The organism is Faecalibacter bovis (assembly GCF_017948305.1).
GTDB classification, from domain to species: domain Bacteria; phylum Bacteroidota; class Bacteroidia; order Flavobacteriales; family Weeksellaceae; genus Empedobacter; species Empedobacter bovis.
In genome coordinates this window covers 1,765,571-1,784,121 of sequence record NZ_CP072842.1, presented here as the reverse complement: position 1 = coordinate 1,784,121, position 18,551 = coordinate 1,765,571, and the positions used below count along the sequence as shown (strand labels likewise).

Genomic DNA, 18,551 nt, shown 5'->3' with positions numbered 1-18,551 from the left:
ATATGAGCAAAGGAATCTTAATTTTAATTAAAATTATAATGACATTCATTGTAATTGCGGGAATTGTAGTATTAAAGGCTGCTGGGCTTCCAATTATTATCGTAAACATCATTGGTATTGCTATTATATATGCAGTATGGAGATATAAACCATCAAATGACAATGATGAAAACTTTGATAGCAATCAAACATTAAATAAAAACTAATGTTTAAAGATTATTATAAAATTCTTGAAATAAATATAAATGCTTCTGATGATGAAATAAAACATGCCTATAAAAGATTAGCTAAAAAGTGGCACCCTGATTTAAATCAAAATATTGACACAACGCAACAAATGCAAGACATCAATGAAGCAAAACTTATTTTATTAGATAAAGAAGCTAGAGAAAAATATGATATTGAGTATAAAAGCTTCTATGAATATGTAAATAAAAAAGAGAAAGCAAATTTTGATAATCAATCAGAAACTTATAATCAAGATAATTACACGAAATCAAGCTACGAAAGATATCAAAAAGAATATGAAATTAAAGATGATATCTTAAAAAAATGGATGAATAATGCTCAAGAACAAGCTATTGAGATTGTTAAGCAAGCATTAAGAGATGTGAAAGGTGTTTCAGTCGCTGCATCAAAAGGTTGTTTAACTGGTATTACAAATGCCATAATATTTATTATTGCAATGTTTATCTTAGGATTAATAATAAGTTTATTTAGATAGTATGAGTAAAAATAGTTATAACACTACCGGAGGGGATAATTTATGGATAGCAATAATAGTAATTGTAATGATGCTAGGTATAGCTAAAATGTGCCGAAATAACATGGTAGATAGCGTTATGGAAGACAAAGAATTACGAAATGAATTAAATATTAACAATAGAGAGGATGCTGAACAATTTGTAGATGATCATTATTAGTACTGTTACCTATATAAAAATAGAAAAGTATCTTAATAAAAGAATCTAACAACTTAAAAAACTATACATTCAGCACAAGTAACTTAATTAATATTTCTCAATAAAATAAAATCCCAACCATATAATATGATTGGGATTTTTTTAAGCAGCTTTTAGATTAGTTATTGGCAATCCCCAAAATTCCTCTTTAATTGTAGGCAGAATACCACCTGTATATTCAGCTAAATATTTCATCATTAATCTATAGATACTATCTGTACCAGTATCAATTGTACAAATACTATCATGTATCGTGAAGATTGGTGTATTAGGATAGTCATCTGAAATCTTTTTAGTCACAAAATCAATTAAACAATCTGCCTCTATATGTTGCAATAACTTTGGAAACAATTTATAGGAGTTTTTATGCTCGGTTTGACTTTTTAATATAACCAATAACTCCCAAAATTTTGGAAATTCATTTTTAAATTCCCTAAAAACTTTAAAATCCTTTTTATTAGGCGAATAAAGTAATCTTAATGTCAATTTTTTAACAGCATCTCTTTTATTATCAAATGTTATCAATTTATTAGAGTTTGATTGTTTATTAAATTCATATATTTTATACAAATTATCTTCAAATTCAATATCTAAATAAGGAGATATTTCTTCATAAAATAAACCTTTACAAACCCATTCCTTAATAATTTTATAATCATCCTGAAACCCTTTATCAGAAAGGATTTCAAACAATTTTGGCGACATAATACTCTTATTATATATTTTATTATATATATTTATAATTCTATTATTTCCTTTCATATATCCTTCTATAAATACTATCAGGGAAAATGGCTGTGAATTTTTTAAATCATAACTCATTATATCAAAACCTTTATAGGTTAAATAGCCCCTCAATTTAGATGGAAAATTTGTAAGATGAGAATGAAGACGATTATCCTTGTCTTGGTTTCTTGAATATCTAATTTCTTTATTTTTTATACCCTCGATTTTGTGTAAATAGCTTAATATGCGTAATGAATTATCATAACTATATTCATTTAATTCAATATTAAATCCCAAAGATTTAAAATTTTCAATATCAAATTCAAAACCACTATCTAACCATTTAGTCAAATGAATACAACTATTTAACTTTGGTGTATTGCACTCCTTTAATTTATTTAAGTTCTTATTACGAGGTATATCAATTGTTGTAATATCTATTGATCCTTTACCTAAATTATAAATTTCTTCATAGTTTATACGATAACTATTACTTTGCTGTTTAGAAGTTGAATAATTCTTTTTACAAATTATACCTATATCTATCAAAAATTTTAAATATTGGTTATAATCATACCTCCAACTTTTTAATTCCTTAGAAGTAATATCTACATACCCTTTTTTACCCTTGCTTTTAACATAAGTTAAAACTTTGTATTCAATCAAACTAATGATTAGAAGAAGCGTATCCCAATTAAGATTTTGTGGGAATGAATCTTTTTTTGATTCTATATATTTTAACAAAAATGCTGTTATTGTAATTTTCCAATTCAACTCTTTATTATATGCACCATAATGCTTTTTAATTCTATTATATTTCATTATAAAATATTTAAATATTAAGCATAGAATAGCCATGCCACAAAGTGGCTACCTATGCAATTCATAAAAAAATGTGGCTCTAACAAATAGAAAAAGTTAGCATTACGAAGACTTCAAAAAGCTTGATTACCTTGTTGGTTAGACCTATAAATACGTCTTCTTTAACATTAAAAATGCTGTTCAACTTACCTAAAAGTTAAATACTTTGTTTATCTAGATGTTTTGGAATAATAAAGGCGATTACCTCTATAAATGAGAATGTAACTTAACATTACACTTTTATAATAAGCGTTTTGTTGTTACTTTTGGTTTAATGAAACCACAACAATAGTAGTCAATTTGTTGTGGCTTCAGTGTTAATGTATAAGAGATTTAGTACATCTTCCGTTTTGTAGTAGTTTTGCCCCCCTATTTTAAAAAATGTTAGTATTCCTTTTTCATGCCAAGAATATAACGTTTTACGTGTTTTCGACAATAAGTTCTTAACTTCTGTCATTTTCATTACTGGTTTGTTTTTTAACTGCTTCATAAATTTTCTTTTTATAATTATGAAGCAAACATAGGAAGGAATTTATTCGAGTAAAATTCGGAAAAGTTCGGAAAAAGTTCGGAGTATTTTATTCTTTAAATTCTTGTAAATTATTATTTAAAATGTTTAAAACCTTATTTAACGATTTATCTGAATGTGCAGAAAGTTTATTATCATTTTTTAAAATAACTTCTGTGCTTTTAATGTTACTATTAACAAAATTTATAAAATCTTTAAGTAAAAAACCTTCTTTATTAATCAAACAATTTTTCACTTTGTAATTGTTAATTATACTATCTAAAGTAGCTTGTAAACCTCTTGATTTAATCAAATTATTATTATCATCAATATATTCAAGAGATCTAAGAATAAAGAAAAAAAATTCTTCAGCTTTCTTACTTATAAATATATTAGAAGCAAAATCTAATTTATTAAAATCGTGCTTCTTATTACTTCCTTGTATACTTAATAATTCATTTCCTTTAATATAACAATCAGTAATAAAATTTGATTCATTATAAAAAAAAACATAATTACTTTCACAAACATAATCTTTTACAATAGGTAAAAAAGCTTGTAAAAATTCATTATAGAATATATATAAATAAAAGAGATATAGCACCTTTTTAGATTGAGGATTATTTTCATTAAAATAATAACCAGTAAAATTCCTTGGATGTTCTCCTCTCATAATAATTCCTATCGGAGATTTATCACTTTTCTGAAAATATTTATTTCTAAAATTATATAGTATTGATTTTAAAATTAATAGTAACTCATTAACATATTTGAATTTTATTTCATTTGATATTCCAACATCATTCATAAAATGATATAATAAAGATTTTTCATTATTAAAATCATTTTCATGTCTATTAATAAAAATAATTTTTTTGTTTTTAAACTCATTAATTAATAGTTCTTGATAAAAATTAAATACACTTATTTCATTCTTTTCCCTAATATTTTTAAAATTTGGATAAGTAGATTTGTTAATAATATTTTCAATTGTTCTGTATGAAGATTTATTTATATAATAATTTAAAAATTTAAAATAATCTACAATTGTCTCAATTTTTAAATTATCTGTAAAAAATAATAAATCATCTTTAGAATATTGATTTATAAACATTTTTCTCATAGAAAGGTTTTAATATAAATATACTAAAACATTCAAAATAATCTCATTAGGGGAGTAATAAGGGGAGTATATTAAATAAAAAAACCTCAAACCCTTATTAATAAAGAGATTGAGGTTTATACCAGTGGTCCCACTTGGGCTCGAACCAAGCGAGTTATATCTCCTAAAATCAGTACTTTAGAAATGTAATTCTGTACACCTCCACCAATTAGTAAGCCTTTTTCGTATTAGATGATACCATCATCTGCGAAGCTAAAGTAGTCATTTTTTGTTACAATCAAATGGTCCAGAACCTCAACATCAAACAGTTTACAGCACTCCTTAATCTTCTGAGTAATATTTCTGTCTGCTGTACTAGGTGTAAGATTACCACTTGGATGATTGTGAAACAAAATAATAGCTGTAGCATTTGTTTTAAGCACTAACGCCATTACCAAACGTACATCTATAACACAACTACTAATCCCTCCTTTGAATAGCTCCTTTATTCCTAAAACTCTATTCCCTTTGTTAAGAAGCAGTATTTTTACTTCTTCCTGTAATTCTATGAGATCATTATCCCAATGCGATAATGCTACCTCGTAAGCGTCCTTACTGCTACTAATCTTCACAATATCTTTTGACTTGTTTGTGTACGAAATTTTGATTTCTGATACTCTCATTTTGGCTATATATTATTAATCTACACTATTTTTCTAGTCTCTAAAAACTCACTAAAAAACCTCATCGATGGACTTACACGTAAGCAAATCTGTTTACTAAAATGTTTCAGGAGGATTGTAAAATGATCTTTAGGTGACTATGCATAAATGAGTGAAGGTCCTTGAGAGGGGATTCTAAATAATAAGTGGACCAAAAATTAGAATTACGAAAGATAGCTACGGGGGAAGCCTAAAAATGAAACAAAAGGGAGTGTCCCATCATAGGGACACTTGCGAAAGTGTAAATATTGTAATATTGTAACTCTTGTAATTTTTTTTATAAAAAAACACCTACTATAACTAAGTAGGTGTATTATTTTAGGGATAATATATTATCCACATATATGTACCATTTACAACTTTACAAAATTTACAACTTTACGATTTGTACAAATATTTCTGAAAGCTTGTAAATGTATTTCTGATAGTTGGTATATCTCCTAATGTATTTTTAGCATCTTTTAGCGAATGATATTTTAGTGTGAGTAAATCTCCCAGCTTAGCATCATCTAATTCGTTAACACCGTGCTCCACGTATTGGTCTAAAACAAAATCTATAAACTCTACTTGCTTATCAGAATAACCTCCGAGTTGTTGTTTTGCTAAACCGGCTCTTTCTTTCCTATCCAGAATATCCGATTGATATGCGATATAAGAAAGTACATCGTACAAGTCTGCGTTTTGTGCGTTGATCACCTTTTGGAATTCTCTTAACTGCTCTAACGTGTATCCTTTCTCTGATAAATTTTCTAAAAGCTTTTTACGTGTCGATATATCTTGCCAAATCTCTTGTAGCTTTTCCTGGTCTTTGAAAAGACTTGGTAATTCACCGTACAGCGATTGTAAAAATTCTTCTGATGAGATTGGTTTACCTGAAGCATCCCAAAATGTTGTCGTGCTCATATACTGCAACTGACGGACTTTACCATCACTCAGCTTTATACTAACCATCTTTTTAACCTCATCATTGCATCTACATTTAACGTATCCACAAGATTCGCAAGGTTCTTCGGTTGTTTTTTCACACGTACAAGTTGTGTTTCCACAATCTTCACATTTCTTAGGTGTTCCTGAAACTGGTGTAGTATCGATTATAACTTCCTCAGGTTCTCCATCCCATTCAGGGTCTTGGAAATGTTTGTAGTTTTTAAAGAAATCATATATCGTAAAATAATCCTTCCCATTATGTAAACGTGTACCACGTCCTACAATCTGCTTAAACTCTATCATCGATCTTACAGGACGTAACAACACGATATTTCTAACCTGTGTAGCGTCTACTCCTGTACTTAACTTCTGAGAGGTTGTTAAAATAGTAGGTATTGTTTTCTCATCATCACAAAACTGTTTTAGATACATTTCTCCTAAAGCATTATCATCTGCTGTTACACGCTGACAATAACTCGGATTCTTTTCTGTAACTAACTGATTGATGAGGTCACGAACTTCTAAGGCGTGTTCTTGTGTCGCACAAAACACTAAGGTTTTCTCCTTTTGGTTGATTTGTTCCATAAAGATTTTTACCAAATGCTTCTCTCGTTCGTTTATCTTGATGGTACGATTAAAATCTTTCGCTGTGTATTCTCTGCCTTCTTCTACTTCACCAGCAATTACCTTATCGTCTTGCGTGTAAATGTAGCTATCTATATTAGTCTCGATTTGCTTAACACGGAAAGGTGTTAAGAAACCATCGTTAATACCTTCCTTTAAAGAGTACGTGTAAACAGGTTTACCAAAGTATTCGTACGTATCTCCGTTTACATCACGTTTAGGCGTGGCTGTAAGTCCTAATTGTACAGCTGAACTGAAATACGTTAATATTTCACGCCAAGAACTTTCGTCATTAGCACCACCTCTGTGGCACTCGTCTATAATAATAAAATCAAAATAGTCCTCAGGATACTGTCCAAAGTTTGGTGTATCATTTGGACCCGACATAAAGGTTTGGAATATCGTAAAGAAGATAGAACCATTTTTAGGTACTTTTCCTCGTTTGTTGATTTCCTTTGGAGAGATACGAACTAAAGCATCTTCTTCGAAAGCACTAAAACTATTAAATGCCTGGTTTGCTAAGATATTTCTATCCGCAAGGAATAAGATGCGAGGAGTACGCTTACCGTCTCTGTTAATGTTCCAACGATTTTGAAAAAGCTTCCAAGAAATCTGAAAAGCTACAGCTGTTTTTCCTGTACCTGTAGCTAACGTAAGCAAAATACGTTGTTTACCTTCTGCTATTGCATCTAAGGCTTTCTCTATTGCGTTTTGTTGATAATATCTCGGTTGCCAAGCTCCACCTTTAGATTCTAACGGAGTAGATAATAATTTTTGTTTCCACTCGTATACATCTGGGTTTTCTTGTTGCTCCTGGACATATAAGCGATTCCATAATTCCTCAGGAGTTGGTAAATTATCAATCTCTTTCTCTACTCCTGAAACCATATCAATCTCGTAATATTGCTTTCCGTTTGTACTGTAAGTAAAACGAACTTTTAGCATATCTGCGTAATGCTTGGCTTGGGCTACACCTAAAGTATAATGTTTGCTTTCTGCTTTCGCTTCGATTACAGCTACATTACGGTTATTATATTGTAAAACATAATCTGCTTTGTCCATTTTGCTTCGCTGACCGTTTCCCAATAAACGACCTAACGTAATTGGAAATTCACGTCTTACGATGCTATTATTTTGTCCCCAGCCTAATTGTGATAAAAGCGGGTCGATTAGTTCTGCTCTAGTTTCGGTTTCGTTACGCATAGTTACTTATACAGCTTAAAGCTGACTTGGTATTTATAAAATTCTATATTTTGTGTAACTGCTAAGGCTCTCCTTATCCTAATATCATCTTCTAAACCTATGATTACACCTTTTACTGTTTGTCCTGGCTCGGCTAGTTCTTCCTTTACAAATCCCATATAACGCTGAATTTGTCCTACTACATTATCACTAACACGACCTTTTTTTAACTCTACGACCAACAAGGTCGTTTTATCTTTACTGATGGCTAAAATATCGAGGGGACCTGTATCACTTGGATACTGTTGTCCTACTAACTCGCCATCTACTTCGTAAATATCGTAAATTTTACCTAATTTGGTATATTTCCAATTCTTTACCAAGAAATCTTCTAAATGCTTTTCTAAAGCGAATACTGTTGGGTCTTCTACTGTAGCATCTGTAGTTATTAGTTGAGGTTGTGTTACATCACCAATTAACTTGTCTAGTTCTGAAGCATACTGTGTTATGTTTGCAATGGTACCAACAGAACCTGTAGAGTTACGTAAGGCATCTGACATTGACGCACGTTCTACCTCAACATTATACCACTTCACATTTCTACGATGAGGTAACACTTCGTCCTGAACAAAGTAATAATCAGAGGTTACTTCGCCTACATAGTATGTACCATTGCCTTTAGGACAAAGTACGACATCACCTACACGAATGCCCTTACATACTGTCCAAAGCATACCACAAGATAATCCAGCTGCAACTTTGGTCTTACCAGGATGCAAGGCTAACCATATATCACGGTACTTGGCGTTAAAATCTTTCCAATCCTCGTATAAATCATTAGCAAGGTTGGTCTGTATCCCGTAATGAGAACCTATAAAATTATTATTGTAACATAGTTCTGCATACGCACTTTTTGCACCCAGCATTACTCTGTAGTAACTTTTACTCATCGTTTTTTATAGTAGTTTTTTGTTAGTTGGTTAGTTCTCCTCTAAAAGCTTTTTCTAAAATACTTTTACGGAGTTCTTCTAAATTACCTAGTTTTTGTTGGTAAATATTATGTAAATCTTCAGATTCCCTATACAATTTTTTAAATCTTTCAGATAATGCTTTCTGAATTTTCATATCTTTCGGATAGCTTATTTCCAAATTCTCCCATTTACTCTTATTGATAATAGGTAATGTTGCTTGAGAACTCTTACCCAAACTATGTATTTGTGCTATAAAATTAGTATTACTCAAAAAATAGTATAAGTACAAGTAATCGACGTTATCGTAAGGAGTTATAGTGTTAATTTGCTGATTACAACACACTTCTCTTGTAGAGTATCCTAATTTTCCAATTGTTGCACCTATACATACCATCAACACTGAATTAGGGGAAATAATCCTTGCAATTTTTTTACCCTTTTCACTTAGAAAACTATCCTTACAAACCAAATTTCCTCCTTTTGTAAAATGTCCTGGTTTAATAAATTCTATATAATCACCATAGTTTTCTTTATCCTTAGTATTAGGTGTATTACCAGTTTGAACATTACCTATGTTTTTTAATTTTTCAGTAATCCATCCATCGCCTTTCTGAGAAAAAACCTCATCCAGCTTACTTTGGAAAAGCTCTTTAGCGTTAATGATATTCTGCTCGATGTTGGCTTTTGCTTGGTCGATAAACTCAAAAGCTTGGTCGAGCTTTTCTACGATTTGTTGTTGTTCTTTTAAAGGTGGAACAGGAATTAAAAAATCACCGAACATTTTTCCTGATAATTCCGGAAAAACTGCACCTGTTCCTAATTTATTCAAAGCTTCTTTAGAATTAAGTAAGTAATAATATATATACTCGCTATTCATTACTTCATTTGGTACAATACTTTTACATCCTTGATTCGTACATATATCATTCGTTGCAATACCAAGATGACCAATTGGAGCACGTGAAGACATTATAACACTACCTTTTGGCATTAGTTGTGCAGAACAACTACTTAAACCTAATTCTGTTATTTTTCTACTTGTTTCTAAAATATATTTTTGCCCTCCTAAAGTTCCTAAATCTTTTGGAGTAATCCACGATATTCCACCATCCCAATATTCAGCAACTTTACTTTTAGGTGTAGCTCCACTTACTATCTTTCCAACTTCTTTTAAAGGTTTTAGTTCCCAACCTGTTCTCATTATAAAATTTCTTTTAGGTTAGAAAGAATAGAATTCGTTTCCTCGTCTAATGCGACCATTTCTTCTAAAATAGTTTCAGGAGCACGTAAAGGAGCTTCTTCGGGTGTATTAGGATTTTTTACAGACAAATCGTAAGTTGCAGTATCCACATCTGCTATCTGTAAATTCCACGATTTTTCTGTTTCAGGTTTAGTTTTGTACAGCTCTACAAACTCGGCTAAATCATTATCGTTTAGTGGATTTGTTTTACCCATATTACGTCCTGGATTCAGTTGGTAAAACCAAGTTGAGGTCGTAGGTTCTCCTTTAGTAAAGAATAATACAACCGTTTTAACCCCAGCCCCTAAGAATGTTCCACCTGGCATATCTAAAACTGCATCTAAACGACACGTTTCTAACAAGTGTTTACGTAATGCAATAGAAGCGTTATCTGTATTACTCAATACAGTATTCTTGATAACTACTCCAGCACGCCCTCCAGCCTTTAGGCTACGGATAAAGTGTTGCATAAATAAGAAAGCAGTTTCACCTGTTTTAATCGGAAAGTTTTGTTGTACCTCAGCACGTTCTTTTCCTCCAAATGGTGGATTAGCTAAAATAATATCAACTCTATCTTTTTCCTGGATATCTTGTAAATTCTCGGCAAGTGTATTGGTGTGCGTAATGTTTGGAGCTTCGATACCGTGTAAAATCATATTCATCGTACCAATGATGTACGCTAAATTTTTCTTCTCTTTACCGTATAATGTCTCGTCCTGTAGGATTTGTAAGTTCTTTGTGTTTTTCTCCATACGATTATATAAATAATCGTAGGCTTCACAAAGGAATCCCGCACTACCACAAGCTGGGTCTAAAATAGTTTCGCCAATCTGTGGGTCCAAAACATTAATCATTGCACGGATTAACGGACGAGGTGTATAATACTGTCCACCGTTACGTCCAGCATTACCCATATTTTTAATCTTCGTTTCGTACAAGTGGCTTAACTCGTGCTTATCTGTCGAAGAACCGAAAGGTAAAGTTTCAACCATTTCGATAATCTCACGAAGATTGTAACCACTTTTTATTTTGTTGCTTAGCTCAGAGAAAATTTCTCCTACTTTGTACTGAATAGACTTAGGATTATCCTGTGCTTTTTGCTTGAATTCTGCTAAATAAGGAAACAACTCTTGCTCAACAAACTTTACCAAATCTGGGCCTGTTAGAGTCTTGTGATGGTCTAAATTTCCGTTTTCGTCCTTTGGTGTCGCCCACGAATTCCAACGGTAAGGTTCGTCGATAATATACTTGTACGATTTTCCTTGTAATTCTTCTTCATCTGCTTTTTCTTGCTCTAACTCATCTAAATAACGTAAGAACAAAACCCAAGAGGTTTGCTCGATGTAATCGATTTCGCTGTCTGCTCCAGAATCTTTATATAATAAGTCGTCTATGTTTTTAAACGTCTGCTCGAATGTGCTCATTTCTTTTATTGTATGGTGGTTAAAGTTAATGAAAGATTAGATATAGCTCCAAACAAATAAAATACAAAAGTCAAAAGATATGTATTTCTATAAATACTAAAAATCTTTTGACTTTTGTATATCAACAAATAAAGTTTACTATATTTATAAAACAATAAACTAAAAAGTAAAATATGATTTGGGCAATAGTAATTGGGATAGTTGGATTTATCCTATTTAGATTTTATAGTGATTACAAAAAAGATGATGTAGATCTTAGTACTCAAAAATTACATGAAAAATTTGCTGTTGTAGTAGAACTAATAAATCAAGAAGCATACAACGGATTAGGTAGTGTCACAATTTTAGACAAAAGAAGCTTCAACCTATATTTAACGGGTAATCAACAAATAGTACAATTTATTTATAGCACAGGTATATTAACTATTATTTGGAAATACAAATACTACCAGAAAGAAGTAATTCATGAAAAAACTTTTGAAAATGTTAGAAACTTAAGCATTTTTGAACAGCAAAATATCGCAGAAGCCATGATAAGTGAAATGAGAACTGTAATTGAAAATCATCAACTAAATGTTTTAGGAAATTCCCAATTTTAGTATGGCAGACTTATTATTCATATTATCTGTACTTTTATTCTATAGCTGTTTTGGTATAAACATGCTAAAAGGTAATCAAGAATTTTACATAAGTAAACCTAATGAAATAAGTAACATATATCCTTGGTTTGTAGGAATGATTCTTCCAGTATTTCCTTTCAGTTATCTATTTGATATACACTGGTTAGCTATATTAGTTTTAAATATACCTATATTACTATTTATAGGACCATTTGTTACAAAAAGATATATTCATCTATTTGCTAGTGGAAAAGGATTAGATAAAGATATTAAGACAAGCTTAATATTCGGAATAGCAATATTTATAATAGCATTATTAATCAATAAAACATAAACTATGAGAATTCTAGAGCTTTTTGAAGGAAGTGAGAAGAAAAAAAAACTTAGTCATATTTCCAATTTAGTATACTTAGCAAGTATTGATGGGCATTTAGACAAAAGAGAATTAGATATTATTAATAAAATCGCACAAAAATTACGTCTCACGAATGAAGATATGGAACGCATATTTTTTAGACCTAATAGTGTAAAATTTGTTATACCTATTGATAATAAAGAAAAAGTAAAGCAGTTATCAGAGCTTGTTATGCTTATGTTGTCTGACAGTAATATTGATGACCGAGAATTATTATTTTGTCGTGCTGTAGCTGATAAGTTAGGTTTTAAAGATATTATCATTGATGAAATACTCAGAATAATTTTCGAAGGTTCCGCAAAAGAAGAAGATCCAGATCTAATATCTTATAGAATAAGTTGTCTAGTAAAGTAAAATATCCCCATCTAAATAAGATGGGGATTACTCAAGCATTATATCTTATTATAGACACCATGCTTTATTTTCACTAACATTTTTAGGTCAACCAATAATTTCAGATTCTTATCAATTGTACTACTACTACCTAAATTTTTGGAAATTTTTAGTTCAGCTGATGTAAAGTTATCAGGTAACTTATCAAAAAACATTTTTAAACGATCATTAGTAACAGATTTAACACTGTATATCGTTGAGGTTTTTATGATATGTTCTAATAATATAGGAACAAGCAGTAAAGCACTATTAAAAGCATTTTCAGATATTTCATCATTTTCCACAAAATTATCCTTATCTAAAAGTGTAAACATCATCATTATCCTAAAAGTGATGTAGCCTAATCGTTCTACGGATGAAAGTAACTTTGGATTTATAGAAATAATATCTATTGCTATATCAGCAAAAAAAGTATCGAAATTTTGTTGCTGTTCATCAGAAAATCGAAATGTAATTTTAGATTCTTGCATTTTTAGATACTTACTTTCAAAAAAATCTTCTAGAATTTTCATACATTCTACATGATTAGGTTGTTCCTTGTAAAATGCCCAATTTGAAACATCTTTATAAGCATAATATACAAATCGACTAAACAATCCATTATCTATACTCTTTATTAGTGGAGCTAATTGGTCGGGAGTACCAGAAATTAGCAAGCTAAGTCTTGGATATTCACAGTTAATATCGACATTATTACCTTTTCTGGAAATAGAAATATTTTCGTGCTGAGCTGCTTTTCTAAGGATATCAGAAAAATTACCCCATTCGTTTTTTTGTGTTCCAGAAATTGAATCAGCTTCAGTCTCAAACATTAGGTTTCCAAAACCATGCATTTCATTAAGTTTCTCGATAACTCTAACTGAACTACTATTACCAGGAATTCTAAAATCTTTGTTGTCTTTTGTTATTTGCTTAATAACTTTATCAAACACTCTCAATCCAAGCTTCATTTTTCCTTTTCCTGAAGCTGGGGGTGCAATAATTTGGATAAACAAATTTGGATGATGAATCTCTCCTCGGTAAAAACCTCTAACATTTGGTAACAAAGAACTAAAAACACCTAATACAGAAAGGAAAACAATATCCTTTTCTCTACCAACATAAAGATCAAGGAAATTCTGTAATTCGTTAGGCAAGCTATTGTAAAATTCTTCACTGACGTAATCATCTGAAATATATGTTACGTCTTTTTTCGTCTCTTCAACGTTCACTACCACACTTTCGTATTGATCTCTCTCCTCCTGTTTTTGCTGATAATAAGAATTTGGTAATTCTAAATCTGCATTGCAATTTTCTACAACATTTGATGAATCTTGTTCTTCTACAACAATAAGTTGTTCTTGAGAGTCTTTATTAATAACCTCATCTATTTCAGGAACATCGTTAGATATTTCATTTGTTCCTGATAATATGTCAACTTCTGGTGTTAAATCATTTGCTGAGTTGTTTTCTACAGCTATCTTGGCTGTATCTTGTGTAGAAAAGCCTTCAACTTCTAAATTATTTGCATCATTAGTATTGGCAGTCTGTGTGCTTTCTAATGATTGCTGTGGATTAACCACGTGGTCGTGCTCTAAATAAGCCTCTGTAAAAATTTGTTTCATAATTATGAAATTTATTTTACAAAACTAATTATGCTCTGAAAGGAAAATTGGGTACTTCTGAAATAATATTTATTTACAGCTTGTCCCCTTTTTTCTTTTTATAGCTTTTTTTATTGCATCTCCTATATTTTTATAATCGGATATTGTTTTATTATCTGTTAATTCACATAACTCAAAGCTTTGCTTAGATACATATATCTGAAAAATATGAATGTAGATGCTTATAAAAGTATATTTACCATGTTCTTTAGTATTATACTTTTTGTACAAACCTTCTAAAAACAAATATAATTTTGGTTTCAGTGACCCTGTAATAACTTCCTCATACTTATCGTACTCAAATCTCTTTAAAATTTTTCCGTCTGATAATGATTTTATATTATCAGTAAAATCAGGAAGGTATCCAGCAAAAAACATCCAAGAATCGATAACTACCTCTTTATCACCAATTGTTATTACTATTTTTTCTATAGGTGGCATGTTTCCATCAAGCACCATATAGATATCATATAACTTTTGAAAAATATCTTTTACCTTATCCAGCTCTTGACCAGCTGAATCTATATATTTATGATTTAGAATATACTGAAATGTAACTCCAATACTCTGAAGTAAACCAATCTCACTTTCATCTATAGAATATTTCTCTAGTAGTTTTTTTAATAAATTCTGGACTATTTTGGGAAGTATATATTTTTTATAAGGAAATATATCGTTAGGTAATCCGATGGTATCAGGAACCAAAGAAAGGGTGAAAATATCACCCTCTTTTGTAGATTCTTTGTATCCTCGACTAGTTAGCTCTCTGAACGTGTAAATTTCTGACATCTCAACTTTTTGTAAATATTGTAAAAATTGTAATGTTGTAAGTTACGAAAGAAGTTTTTTGTTGAGGTTAGAAATATGATCAGAAACTTTAGACTGCATTACTTTTGCATAATGCTCTTGAGTAATACTTACATTTGAGTGTCCTAAGAGCTCAGAAACTATCTCCATTGGTACATCATTATATAATAATACTGTAGTTGCAAAAGTTTTTCTAGCCATGTGATGTGTAAGGCGTTTTACAATATTTACAATATCTGCAACTTCTTTTAGGTAGGAGTTAAATTTTTGGTTCGACAGGCGTGGAAACACAAATTCTGAATCCTCTGATTTATAATATTCTAAAATCTGTTGTGGAACATCCATTAATGGAATATATAGCTTACGACCTGTCTTTTCTCTTGTCATTACAATAGCTCTTTCATTTGCTCCTGAAACAATATTATTCCAACAAAGGTTCGCCATTTCCGTGTAAGCTAAACCTGTGTAACAACAAAATAGAAACATTTTCCGAACATCTTCTAGCCTTCTTTGCACTAAAACTCTTTCTGATAGTAGTTGCAATTCCTCTTTAGTTAAATATTGAATTTCTGTTTTGGGGCGAGTAAATTTATAGGCTATGAAAGGGTCTTTAGAAATATAATCTCGCTGTAGTGCAATCGTAGTAACTTTTTTAAGTCTTTGGAGGGTTTTATAAACAGTTGCTACAGCTAGTTTTTTATCTACTTTCAGAAATAACTCATATTTTGTTATAAAGCTGAGGTCTATATCTTTTATAGGGTAATCTTTCTTTCGAATGGAACGTAAATAATCTGCCAGCAAATTTCTGGACTGCTCGTATTTCCATATTGTAGCTAACTTATAATCATAACCAATAAGTTTTCTTATTTCCAGAACATAATCATCAAAAAAGCTGATTATATACTTTTCTTCTAATTTTGGCTGAGGTCTTAATTTATTAACAATATCCGACAAATGAAAATCATCTGTACTATGTAACAGTAATAGATATACCTGATTAATCTTGTTCTTTACTTGTGACAGGGCAGAGTTTATTTTATTACTCTCCTGAAACTTGTGTGTTACACTTTGAAGTTTATTATTCCAGAACTGTGGAGGTACAAATTCCCCTGTTGAGAATTCATGTTTTTTACCTTTGTAGGTAATTCTACATCTTAGTGGACATAATCCACTTTTGTTCATTCGTGATTTAGCAATAACGAACGTAATAAGCAACTTATTAGTTTCCATAATCTTACAACACAAAACATGCACACTTTTTTAAAATGCTATGTACACCATTTTGTTAGCCTTTTTTTCTAGGTTAAAAAATATAATTTTGTTGCTTACTGTAAAAAGTAGAAGTGATTGTATCGGATAAAAACCTGTAATACAACGACTTTATGAGGTATAGGGACATGAAAAAAGCCTTTCCGTTTTGGGAAAGGCTCTTAATCAGTGGTCCCACTTGGGCTCGAACCAAGGACTTGCTGATTATGAGTCAGCTACTCTAACCAACTGAGTTATAGGACCGTAAACTAAGCAATAAGGAAGCCCTCATAAAATGAGGATTACTGCTTAATTCGAGTGCAATATTAAAGCATATTTTTTAAATAACAAAATTATTTTACATCTTCGCAAAGCTCAACCAGTACTCCATTGGTCGATTTTGGGTGTAAAAACACTATTCGTTTGTTGTCTGCCCCTAATTTAGGAGTTTCATTAACAAAAATAAACCCCTCATTTTTAAGACGTTCTATTTCCTTCTCTAAATTTTCGACACCAAAAGCTAAATGATGAATTCCTTCTTTATTTTTTTCTAAATATTTTTCAATTGCGCTATTTTCTTTTGTAGATCCAACCAATTCTATCTTCGATTCGCCTGCAGAATAAAAAGAAGTGATTACACCTTCTGTTTCTACGGCTTCTTCTTTGTATGCTGATTTACCTAATAATTTCGAAAATAGGTCATTTGAAAAATTCAAATCTTTCACCGCTATACCAATATGTTCTAATTTCATTTTAATTTTTTAATATTGTTGATAAATTTAGCGAAAAGTTTAAAATAGATATTAATTCTTATTGTAATATTGAATTATGAGTTTTTATGATCAAGGAAGAGCATATCTTCATAAGGGACAATTTAGAAAAGCAGCAGAATACTTTTCTTTATCTATTAAGAGAAAAATAGAAGTTACAAATTCATATTTCCATCGTGGATTATGCCAATACCAAATGAAACAATATACAGATGCTATACAAGATTTTGATAAAGCATTAGCAGATCAGCCTGAAAATATTGATTTTTTGTTTTATAAAGCAATGTCTTTGTACAATAGATACAATCCAACGCAAGCAAATGAAATATTTGATCAAATATTAGCAATCAAACCTGATCATTTTGTAGTTATTCATCAGAAGGCATTTATCCAGATGAATATGAAAAATTATCACAAAGCAATTGAATTATATAACGAGGCATTAACTTTTAAGGAAGATTATGACTCATGTTACCATAATCGTGCGTTTTGTTACGATCAACTAAAAGAATACGATAAAGCAATTGCAGATTATACAAAAGTAATAGAGCTTAATCCACATTTCTTATCTTATTATAATCGTGCAAATACGTATGTTTTGCTTGAGAAATATGATGAAGCGTTGAAAGATTTTGAAGAATCGTTAAAAATTAATCCTAATTACTTCTTAACTCACTACGGAAAAGGTGTGTTATTAGAAAGTAAAGGTTTGATAAATGAAGCGATACAATCGTATCAATACGCGTTAATGATTAACCCACAATTTGATTTAGCTGAAAAAAAATTAGCGTACTACGCTCAATTAGCTCAAGAAAATGAATCAACATCAAAAGAAGATTAAATAAGAAAGCCACTCTAAAAGAGTGGCTTTCTTATTTTTCTAAATAAAGTATTTTTATTTTACTAAACTTGAAATAACACCTAATGTTGCATCAGATACAGTTGTATTTTTAGCTTTATCAGAAGCATCTTTTAAAGTAGAGATTACTTCACCGTATTTAGACTCTCCTACTCCAGTTTTGATTTCACTTAAAGCTTTCGTTTTATAACCATCTAATAAAGATTGGTAACCTTCTTTTGTTGTATCAATAGAGTTGTAGTTAGAAATGTACGATTTTAAAGCTGATGTAACTGCTGAAGTCTGAGCTCCAGTTAAATTTAATCCTCCTAATAATCCTGTAATTTCTGAAATAGCCGATGAAATTTGTGCTACTTTAGTAATTGTTCCTACTGCTCCTGTAGAAGCACAACTTGCTAATGAAAGCACTACTCCTAATGCTAATACTAATTTTTTCATATCCTTTAGTTATTTAACGGCAAATGTAACTTTAAACATAATTCATACATTTTTTTTAACATTTTTTATGATAAAAACTCTAATATTTATTCATTAAAGATAAGTACAG

General features: G+C 30.5%; 20 protein-coding genes and 1 tRNA gene. 7 read left to right on the top strand and 14 right to left on the bottom strand.

The genetic code is table 11. The features are described from left to right. The first annotated feature begins 2 nt into the window (after nucleotides 1-2). From J9309_RS08585 to J9309_RS13600, 3 genes are all read left to right on the top strand, one after another. Nucleotides 3-206: a hypothetical protein gene (locus J9309_RS08585; protein WP_230475476.1), complete on the top strand. Its 204-nt coding sequence runs from the start codon at nucleotides 3-5 to the stop codon at nucleotides 204-206. Continuing rightward, nucleotides 206-724 carry a J domain-containing protein gene (locus tag J9309_RS08580; protein WP_230475475.1) on the top strand — a complete coding sequence of 173 codons (519 nt, stop codon included), beginning with the start codon at nucleotides 206-208 and terminating at the stop codon, nucleotides 722-724. The genes J9309_RS08585 and J9309_RS08580 overlap by 1 nt, the downstream gene beginning before the upstream one ends. Before the next feature lie 67 nt (nucleotides 725-791). Next, a complete protein-coding gene (locus J9309_RS13600) occupies nucleotides 792-923 on the top strand; it encodes a hypothetical protein (RefSeq protein WP_262897265.1) in 132 nt (43 codons plus the stop codon). Nucleotides 924-1,064: 141 nt separating this feature from the next. Here J9309_RS13600 and J9309_RS08575 read toward each other — a convergent pair whose 3' ends face one another. The 8 genes from J9309_RS08575 to J9309_RS08545 all read right to left on the bottom strand — a co-directional run bounded on the left by J9309_RS08575 (nucleotide 1,065) and on the right by J9309_RS08545 (nucleotide 11,249). Then, nucleotides 1,065-2,510, bottom strand: coding sequence for a hypothetical protein (locus J9309_RS08575; protein ID WP_230475474.1), 1,446 nt, complete (start codon nucleotides 2,508-2,510; stop codon nucleotides 1,065-1,067). A gap of 334 nt (nucleotides 2,511-2,844) precedes the next feature. After that, on the bottom strand, nucleotides 2,845-3,006 hold the full coding sequence (locus J9309_RS13640) for a helix-turn-helix domain-containing protein (RefSeq protein ID WP_394369298.1): 162 nt from the start codon (nucleotides 3,004-3,006) through the stop codon (nucleotides 2,845-2,847). Between the two features lie 121 nt (nucleotides 3,007-3,127). Further along, the gene (locus tag J9309_RS08570; protein WP_230475473.1) at nucleotides 3,128-4,180 is read right to left on the bottom strand and encodes a hypothetical protein; all 1,053 of its coding nucleotides are present in this window, start codon (nucleotides 4,178-4,180) and stop codon (nucleotides 3,128-3,130) included. A gap of 227 nt (nucleotides 4,181-4,407) precedes the next feature. Next, nucleotides 4,408-4,842 (bottom strand): JAB domain-containing protein, encoded by a 435-nt coding sequence (locus J9309_RS08565; protein ID WP_230475472.1) that lies wholly within the window; start codon nucleotides 4,840-4,842, stop codon nucleotides 4,408-4,410. 417 nt (nucleotides 4,843-5,259) lie between these two features. Next, the gene (hsdR, locus tag J9309_RS08560) at nucleotides 5,260-7,635 is read right to left on the bottom strand and encodes an EcoAI/FtnUII family type I restriction enzme subunit R (RefSeq protein WP_230475471.1); all 2,376 of its coding nucleotides are present in this window, start codon (nucleotides 7,633-7,635) and stop codon (nucleotides 5,260-5,262) included. 2 nt (nucleotides 7,636-7,637) lie between these two features. Next, entirely contained in the window at nucleotides 7,638-8,393 is a 756-nt protein-coding gene (locus J9309_RS08555; protein ID WP_230475470.1) for an endonuclease NucS domain-containing protein, read from the bottom strand. A 193-nt stretch (nucleotides 8,394-8,586) separates the two neighbouring features. Continuing rightward, nucleotides 8,587-9,786: a restriction endonuclease subunit S gene (locus J9309_RS08550; protein ID WP_230475469.1), complete on the bottom strand. Its 1,200-nt coding sequence runs from the start codon at nucleotides 9,784-9,786 to the stop codon at nucleotides 8,587-8,589. After that, nucleotides 9,786-11,249 (bottom strand): class I SAM-dependent DNA methyltransferase, encoded by a 1,464-nt coding sequence (locus J9309_RS08545; RefSeq protein ID WP_230475468.1) that lies wholly within the window; start codon nucleotides 11,247-11,249, stop codon nucleotides 9,786-9,788. The genes J9309_RS08550 and J9309_RS08545 overlap by 1 nt, the downstream gene beginning before the upstream one ends. 173 nt (nucleotides 11,250-11,422) lie before the next feature. On the opposite strand from J9309_RS08545, the gene J9309_RS08540 reads away from it, so the two are divergent. From J9309_RS08540 to J9309_RS08530, 3 genes are read left to right on the top strand one after another with little or no spacing between them, the layout of a single operon-like run. Continuing rightward, nucleotides 11,423-11,848: a hypothetical protein gene (locus J9309_RS08540; RefSeq protein WP_230475467.1), complete on the top strand. Its 426-nt coding sequence runs from the start codon at nucleotides 11,423-11,425 to the stop codon at nucleotides 11,846-11,848. Between the two features lies 1 nt (nucleotide 11,849). Continuing rightward, entirely contained in the window at nucleotides 11,850-12,203 is a 354-nt protein-coding gene (locus J9309_RS08535) for a hypothetical protein (protein ID WP_230475466.1), read from the top strand. 3 nt (nucleotides 12,204-12,206) lie between these two features. Beyond that, nucleotides 12,207-12,638, top strand: a complete 432-nt coding sequence (locus J9309_RS08530; protein WP_230475465.1) for a tellurite resistance TerB family protein — start codon at nucleotides 12,207-12,209, stop codon at nucleotides 12,636-12,638. A 38-nt stretch (nucleotides 12,639-12,676) separates the two neighbouring features. Here the strand turns inward: J9309_RS08530 and J9309_RS08525 are convergent, their stop codons facing one another. The 5 genes from J9309_RS08525 to mce all read right to left on the bottom strand — a co-directional run bounded on the left by J9309_RS08525 (nucleotide 12,677) and on the right by mce (nucleotide 17,127). Further along, a complete protein-coding gene (locus tag J9309_RS08525; protein WP_230475464.1) occupies nucleotides 12,677-14,281 on the bottom strand; it encodes a DUF3987 domain-containing protein in 1,605 nt (534 codons plus the stop codon). A 69-nt stretch (nucleotides 14,282-14,350) separates the two neighbouring features. Beyond that, nucleotides 14,351-15,109: a hypothetical protein gene (locus tag J9309_RS08520; RefSeq protein ID WP_230475463.1), complete on the bottom strand. Its 759-nt coding sequence runs from the start codon at nucleotides 15,107-15,109 to the stop codon at nucleotides 14,351-14,353. 42 nt (nucleotides 15,110-15,151) lie between these two features. After that, complete coding sequence (locus J9309_RS08515) at nucleotides 15,152-16,357, bottom strand: site-specific integrase (RefSeq protein ID WP_262897264.1); 1,206 nt, start codon at nucleotides 16,355-16,357, stop codon at nucleotides 15,152-15,154. 208 nt (nucleotides 16,358-16,565) lie between these two features. Next, nucleotides 16,566-16,639, bottom strand: a tRNA-Ile gene (locus J9309_RS08510). Nucleotides 16,640-16,728: 89 nt separating this feature from the next. Next, nucleotides 16,729-17,127, bottom strand: a complete 399-nt coding sequence (gene mce / locus J9309_RS08505; protein ID WP_230475461.1) for a methylmalonyl-CoA epimerase — start codon at nucleotides 17,125-17,127, stop codon at nucleotides 16,729-16,731. A gap of 76 nt (nucleotides 17,128-17,203) precedes the next feature. Here mce and J9309_RS08500 point away from each other — a divergent pair, with 76 nt between their 5' ends. Beyond that, nucleotides 17,204-17,986 (top strand): tetratricopeptide repeat protein, encoded by a 783-nt coding sequence (locus J9309_RS08500; protein ID WP_230475460.1) that lies wholly within the window; start codon nucleotides 17,204-17,206, stop codon nucleotides 17,984-17,986. A 54-nt stretch (nucleotides 17,987-18,040) separates the two neighbouring features. Here J9309_RS08500 and J9309_RS08495 read toward each other — a convergent pair whose 3' ends face one another. Then, nucleotides 18,041-18,442 carry a hypothetical protein gene (locus tag J9309_RS08495; protein ID WP_230475459.1) on the bottom strand — a complete coding sequence of 134 codons (402 nt, stop codon included), beginning with the start codon at nucleotides 18,440-18,442 and terminating at the stop codon, nucleotides 18,041-18,043. Nucleotides 18,443-18,551: the final 109 nt, after the last annotated feature.